The 6,696-nt window shown below is 74.6% G+C and carries 5 protein-coding genes; 4 read left to right on the top strand and 1 reads right to left on the bottom strand.

Translation table 11 applies throughout. The features are described 5' to 3' along the window. The first annotated feature begins 106 nt into the window (after positions 1-106). Both GTW08_RS19275 and GTW08_RS19270 read left to right on the top strand, forming a co-directional pair. Entirely contained in the window at positions 107-1,513 is a 1,407-nt protein-coding gene (locus GTW08_RS19275; RefSeq protein ID WP_083658560.1) for a PepSY-associated TM helix domain-containing protein, read from the top strand. Positions 1,514-1,592: 79 nt separating this feature from the next. Beyond that, complete coding sequence (locus tag GTW08_RS19270) at positions 1,593-2,486, top strand: oxidoreductase (RefSeq protein ID WP_100879880.1); 894 nt, start codon at positions 1,593-1,595, stop codon at positions 2,484-2,486. A gap of 54 nt (positions 2,487-2,540) precedes the next feature. Here GTW08_RS19270 and mftD read toward each other — a convergent pair whose 3' ends face one another. Beyond that, positions 2,541-3,758, bottom strand: a complete 1,218-nt coding sequence (mftD, locus tag GTW08_RS19265) for a pre-mycofactocin synthase MftD (protein WP_062400817.1) — start codon at positions 3,756-3,758, stop codon at positions 2,541-2,543. Positions 3,759-4,343: 585 nt separating this feature from the next. On the opposite strand from mftD, the gene GTW08_RS19260 reads away from it, so the two are divergent. Both GTW08_RS19260 and GTW08_RS19255 read left to right on the top strand, forming a co-directional pair. Further along, entirely contained in the window at positions 4,344-5,225 is an 882-nt protein-coding gene (locus GTW08_RS19260) for a LytR/AlgR family response regulator transcription factor (RefSeq protein ID WP_346009940.1), read from the top strand. A 104-nt stretch (positions 5,226-5,329) separates the two neighbouring features. After that, a complete protein-coding gene (locus GTW08_RS19255) occupies positions 5,330-6,334 on the top strand; it encodes a hypothetical protein (protein ID WP_255497679.1) in 1,005 nt (334 codons plus the stop codon). Positions 6,335-6,696: the final 362 nt, after the last annotated feature.

Here is a 6,696-nt window from a genome sequence, read left to right as displayed (position 1 = left end):
CCCCTGCGCGGACGGCGGGCCGGCTGGGCGCGCGCTCCGACGCCGCCTGCCACGCAGCCATGAGCGTCGGCATGGTCGTCATGCTCGCGGCGATGGTGGCGGGCTGGTGAGCGCCGGCCTCGACACCCGGCCCGGGGCGCCCGTCCCGCCGCCGGAGCGGCCCCCGCTGTTCCGGGGCCTGAAGGGACTCGTCACCCGGATCCACTTCTACGCGGGCCTGTTCGTCGGCCCGTTCCTGCTGGTCGCGGCGCTGACGGGGCTGCTCTACACGCTGTCGCCACCGATCGAGCGCTGGATGTACGCGGACGCGCTGACCGCCCCGGTCAGTGGCCCGGAGCTCCCGCTGTCCCGGCAGGTCGAGGCGGCCGTCGCGACCCAGCCCGGCCTGCCCGTCACCGAGATCCGGCCGTCGCGCGAGCCCGGCGCGACGACCCGGGTGTCGTTCGACGCCGACCTGCCCGAGAGCTACAGCCGCACCGTGTTCGTCGATCCGTACACCGCGCAGGTGCGGGCCACCCTCGACACCTACGCCGAGTGGCTCCCGGCCCGCGGCGTGATCGACAATCTGCACCGCTCACTGCTGCTGGGCGCCCCCGGACAGGTCTACACCGAGCTCGCGGCGTCCTGGCTGGCCGTGCTCACCCTGTCCGGCCTCGTGGTGCAGGTGACCCGCCGGGTACGACGACGCCGGGAGCGGCTGCTGCCGCGGACCGGCGGGTCGTCGCGGTCGCGACTGCGGTCCTGGCACGGCGCGGTGGGCGTCTGGGCCTCGGTCGGGTTCCTGTTCCTCGCCGCGACCGGCCTGACCTGGTCGCAGTTCGCCGGGGCCAACGTGGGCGCGCTGCGCACCGCCCTGGACTGGACGACGCCGTCGGTCAGCAGCACGCTGCCCGCCGCCGGTGGTGACGCGGCCGCGCCCGTGACGGGTGCCGCGACGGCACCGGTGGCCCCGCGGGCGGTCCCGGCCGTCGCCCAGCGGGTCCTGGACGCCGCGCGCGCCGACGGCCTCTCCGGACCGGTCGAGCTCACCCCGGGCGAGCCCGGCGAGGCCTGGACGGTCCAGCAGACGGTGCGCAGCTGGCCGTCGCAGCAGGACTCGGTCGCCGTGGCCCCGGCGACCGGGACGATCACCGACCGGCTCGCCTTCGCGGACTGGCCGGTCGCGGCGAAGCTCGCCCGCTGGGGTATCGACGCGCACATGGGCCTGCTGTTCGGCACCGTCAACCTGGTCGCGCTCGCCGCACTCGCGTCGGCCGTGGTCGTGCTGGTCGTGTGGGGCTACCGGATGTGGTGGCTGCGCAGGCCGACCCGGCCGGACGGGTCGCGCGGACTCGCCGGGCCGCCCGGGTCCCGGGAACGGCCCTCCCCCGCCGCGGTGGCGCTGGTCGGGCTGGCCGCGGTGGCGGCCGGGCTGGTGCTGCCGGTGCTGGGGGTCTCGCTGATCCTGTTCCTGCTCGTCGACGCCCTGGTCGCGGCCCGGCGGGACCGGCAGACCGGCGAGCCGGCGGGCTGACCCGTCCGGGGCGCGGGCGCGCAAGGCCCCGCGCGAGCGGGTAGACCTGGGGTCCCGTTCCCCGCGAAGGAGTCCTCCCGTGTTCCGGACCTCACCCGCCCCCTGGACGACGGCGGACATCCCGCCCCAGCAGGGCAGGACCGTGATCGTCACCGGCGCCACCAGTGGCCTCGGGCTGGAGACCACCCGGGCCCTGGTGCACGCCGGTGCGCGTGTCGTGCTGGCCGTACGGGACACCCTCCGCGGCGAGGAGATCGCCTCCGAGCTCGGTGGCGCGGTGTCGGTACGCCGGCTCGACCTGGCCGACCTCACCTCGGTCCGCGAGTTCGCCGCCGGGTTCGAGGGCACCGCCGACGTGCTGATCAACAACGCCGGCCTGATGGCGGTGCCGTTCTCCCGCACCGCGGACGGATTCGAGACCCAGCTCGGGGTCAACTTCCTCGGCCACTTCGCGCTGACCGGTCTGCTGGCCGACCGGATCACCGACCGCGTGGTGACGCTGTCCAGCGTGGCCCACCGGATGGGCCGGATCGGCATCGACGACCTGAATTTCGAGCGCCGCCGCTACGAGCGCTGGACTGCCTACGGCCAGTCCAAGCTCGCCTGCCTGATGTTCGCCTACGAGCTGGAACACCGGTTCGTGGCGGCCGGGTCGCGGCTGCGGTCGATGGCCGCGCACCCCGGGTACGCGGCGACGAACCTGCAGTCGCGCACCGAGTCCGTCCAGGACGCGCTGATGGGCGTGCTCAACAAGGTGGTCGCCCAGTCCGCGGCGGCCGGGGCGCTGCCGACGCTGTTCGCCGCAACCGTCCCGGACCTGCCCGGCGGGGCCTACATCGGACCGGACGGCATCGGCGAGGCCCGTGGCAACCCGCGTCCGGTCGGGTCCACCGCGGCCTCGCACGACCGACGGATGCAGCGGGCGCTCTGGGAGCGCGCCGAGGAGCTGACCCGGGTCACGTACCCGCTGTGAGCGGACGGTGGTGCGGGGGCCCGGTCGCGCCGGGCCCCCGCACCACCGGGTGTCTCAGAGCTTCGAGACGCGGGTGAAGTTCTCCGGGACGATCAGGTCGTCGCGGGAGAGCTCGTGGATCGACTTCTTGCCCAGGCCCAGCAGCGCCTCGTCGATCCCCTTGTAGAGGATCGACAGGACGTTGGTGACCCCGCGCTCGCCCTGCGCGGCCATCCCCCACAGATACGCGCGGCCGATCAGGACCGCGCGGGCACCGAGCGCGAGCGCCTTGACGACGTCGGCACCGCGGCGGATGCCGCCGTCCATCACGACCTCGACCTGGTCCCCGACGGCGTCGACGATCGCGGGCAGCGCCCGGATCGCGGCCGGGGTGCCGTCGAGGTTGTTGCCGCCGTGGTTGGACACCGAGACCGCGGTGGCGCCCGCGTCGACGGCGCGACGGGCGTCGTCGGGGTGCATGATGCCCTTGATCATGAACGGGCCGCCCCACTTCTCGCGGAGCCAGGCGATGTCGTCCCAGGTCGGCAGCGGGGTGGTCCACCAGACGCCGTAGGCGCCGAAGAAGGTGGGGGCGTCGCCGCCGCCGGGGGGCGCCATGTTCGGGGCCTTGAGGTCCGGGATCCTCCCGGACTTCGCCCAGTCCAGCACGTAGCGCGGCTTGGTGATCATCTCGGGCGCGAACTGCAGCGCGGCCTTGACGTCGACCTTCTCGGGGATGGGCGGGCTGCCCCAGTCGCGGCGGGTGGCGAAGGTCCAGTCCAGGGTCACGATCAGGCCCTTGGCGCCCGCCCGCTTCGCACGCAGGGCGCGCTCGAGGATGTCCTCCTTCGACCCGGCCCAGTAGACCTGGAAGAAGACCTTGTCGTGGACCGCGCAGACGTCCTCGACCGAGCGGGACGCGAACGACGACAGGCCCATCGCCGTCGACACGGTCTGCTCGGGGTTGAGCGGGTTCTGGATGTTGGAGCTGTGCGCGGCGCGCGCGACCGCGACCTCGCCCTCCGGGTCGACGGCCTGCACACCGGTCGGGGAGATCATGACCGGGAAGTCGATGTCGACGCCCATCACCGAGGTCTTCTGCTCCCGCTGCGGCGGCAGCCCCGCGATGTGCGGGCGGAAACCGAGCTCGTCGAAGGCGGCGACGTTGTCCGCCAGCGTGATCCCCTGCTCCGCGCCGGCGACCAGCGCGTAGTAGACCGACTTCGGCAGGCGCTTGCGCGCCCGTCGCTGCGCCTCCGCGACCGTCTCGAACCAGTCCTTCGTGCTCGCCATGCCTGCCCCTTCGCAGTCGGAGGTGTGCGCCCGGCCACCGTCGGTCGCGGCCGGCCCGACACGCCGACCGGGTACGAGACGGTCCCACGTGGCGGGTCTCACGGCACGGTAGCGTTTCGGCACCGAGTGCCACAATGACACCCGCCCGCAGCCCGTCCGATCGGCGGGGGAACGACCCTCCGCCCGACCAGCCACGACGCCGTCCCACGCCCGGAGAACGGACCGCGTCCACGACCGGCTGCCACGACTCGTGACGCTCCGCGGTCAGGCCCACTCCGAAGGCCCACCCCGGATCGTGTGGGACGGGAGGCCGGACCGGCCGTCGGTGACGCTCCGCTGTCTCGATACGGTGTGCCCGCAGTCACCGGTCAGCGGGCGGTGTGCCCGCGGCAAGGAGGAGCCGTGTACAGCCACGCGCGGGGTGGGCACGCTTCGGGCGCGACGCCCGCCGGCCCGGTCGGCCACGTGCTGCAACCCGGGTACGGCGCCGCGAGCAACCACCGGCCCATCGGGGTCCCGGGACAGCTCCGCGCCCCGGAGCCGCCGCAACCACCGCCTGCCGCCCCGGCGGGGACACGGCTCACCGTGCTCGCCGTCGACGACGAGGAACCGGCCCTGCTCGAGCTGGCGCACCTGCTCGGCGAGGACCAGCGGGTCGCGACCGTGCTGACCGCGCCGGACGCCACCGAGGCGCTGCGCATCCTGCACGGCTCGCAGGCCGACGCGAACACCCCGACCGTCGACGTGGTGTTCCTCGACATCCGGATGCCCGGCCTCGACGGCCTGGAGCTCGCCCGGGTGCTGAACGCGATGGCCGACCCGCCGCCGGTGGTGTTCGTGACCGCCCACGACGACCGCGCCGTCGACGCCTACGAGGTCGGCGCCGTCGACTACCTGCTCAAGCCGCTGCGCACCGAGCGCCTGTCCGGCTCGCTGGACCGCACCATGGCGCTGCGCGCGGCCCGCCGGACCGAGAGCGGCCCGCCGCCGGCACCGCCGCGCCACGGCGTCGAGCAGGGCGGCAGGCCCGATCCCGCGGCCGCCCGCCGGGGCGCCCCCGCCGCGACCACCGACGACGAGGTGGTGCCGGTCGAGCTGGCCGGCACCACGAAACTCGTCCCCCGCTCCTCGATCCGGTTCGTCGAGGCCCAGGGCGACTACGCCCGGCTGCACACCAGCGAGGGCAGCCACCTGGTCCGGATCCCGGTCTCGGTGCTGGAGGACCGCTGGGGCGGGGCCGGGTTCGTGCGGATCCACCGCGCCTACCTGGTGTCGCTGCCGCTCATCACCGAGCTGCGCATGTCCGGGTCGGGGTACGTGGTCCGCCTCGGCAACGGGCCGGGTGCGGTCGAACTGCCCGTCAGCCGGCGGCACACCGCGGGCCTCAAGCGGATCCTGCGCGGACGTCCGCCGCGTCCGCACCGCGGGCCGGAGGACGGCCCGGACGGACCCGTCGTCCCGCGCTGACGCGGGGTCGCCGACCGCGGCGGGTCACGGCTCGTCGCGTGGCCGACACGCCCGGTCACCTTCGGTTCTGCCGTGCGCGATCCTGTCGCCTAGTCTGGTGACCGGTGTCCATCTCGGGTGAGTCCTCGCACGTCCTGTCCGTCACCAACCGTCGTCGCCGCGCGCGTCCGCCTGCGCTGCTCGTGGCGCTCCTGACCGCGTGCGCACTGGTCGCGGGCTGCTCCGCGAGCGCCGCCGCCCCCGCCCCGGCTCCGGCCGCCCCGCCGTCCCCCGCGCAACCGGCGCCCACCTCCGCCGCGCCCGCGGTACCGGAGCTTCCCGGGGGTGGCACCGAGGTCTTCCCGGGCCGCCGGATGGCAGCGCTCTACGGCCACCCGGGCACCCCGTCGATGGGTGTCCTCGGCGAGCAGGACCTGCCGCGTTCGATCGCCCGCGCGAAGGACCTCGCCGCCGACTTCCAGCCGCTCGTGCGCGAGCCCGTCGTGCCGGCGTTCGAGATCATCACGACGGTCGCCGACCGCGCCCCCGGCCCGGACGGCGACTACTCGGCGGAGATGAGCGTCGACGAGCTGCGACCGTGGGTCGAGCAGGCCGGGAAGGCCGGCGTCTACGTGGTGCTGGACCTGCAGCCCGGGACCACCGACTTCCTGACCCAGGCCAAGCGCTACGCCGAGCTGCTCGCGCAGCCGCACGTCGGACTCGCGCTCGACCCCGAGTGGCGACTGGAGCCGGGCCAGCGCCACGGCGTGCAGGTCGGCTCGGTGACCGCGGCCGAGATCAACCGGACCTCGGAGTGGCTGGCCGGGCTGGTGCGCGAGAAGAAGCTGCCGCAGAAGGTGTTCCTCATCCACCAGTTCCGGGTCTCGATGATCTCCGACCGGCAGACCGTGGTCACCTCCCACCGCGAGCTCGCGACCGTGCTGCACGCCGACGGCTACGGCACCCGCCAGGAGAAGACCGAGACCTGGAACGCACTGCACGCCGCACCCCGTCCGCCGGGTCTGTGGTGGGGCTGGAAGAACTTCATCGACGAGGACGAGCCGACCTTCACCCCGCGCGAGACCTACGCCGTCCGGCCCGAGTCACCCGTCTTCGTGTCGTACCAGTGACGGGTATGTCCGCCCTGCCCGGCGCCACCCACCGGGGTGGGTGGCCGCTCACCGAGATCGTGATCACGGCAAGTACCCTCACCGGGACCCGAGCGTCGTCGTCGCCGCCGGGTGCGCAGGCACGTGCCGCGGCTCCTCCGCGCGGCACGGCCGCCCCGCCCGTGCCGACCAGTGAAGGGGGTGCCCCGGGTGGACGAACGACCGCAGGAGGGCTCCCGCCCGACCGGTCCGGACCGGCCACGACGACCCGGCCCTCCCGAGCGCGCCCGCCGCGACGACCGCCCGCACCTGCGGGACGAGGCCCGGCGCGGCACCCCGCCCCGGGACCTCGGTGAGACCCCGCCGCCGAACGACCGTCGCGA

The sequence above is a fragment of the Pseudonocardia sp. SID8383 genome, from assembly GCF_009864975.1.
Classification (GTDB): domain Bacteria; phylum Actinomycetota; class Actinomycetes; order Mycobacteriales; family Pseudonocardiaceae; genus Pseudonocardia; species Pseudonocardia alni.
Note: the sequence above shows the minus strand (reverse complement) of the source record. Positions and strands in the feature narration are given on the sequence as shown.

Excerpts from the sequence above, each read along its gene's own strand:
- mftD (WP_062400817.1), bottom strand. The coding sequence starts at position 3,758 with ATGGCGAGCACGAAGGACTGGTTCGAGACGGTCGCGGAGGCGCAGCGA.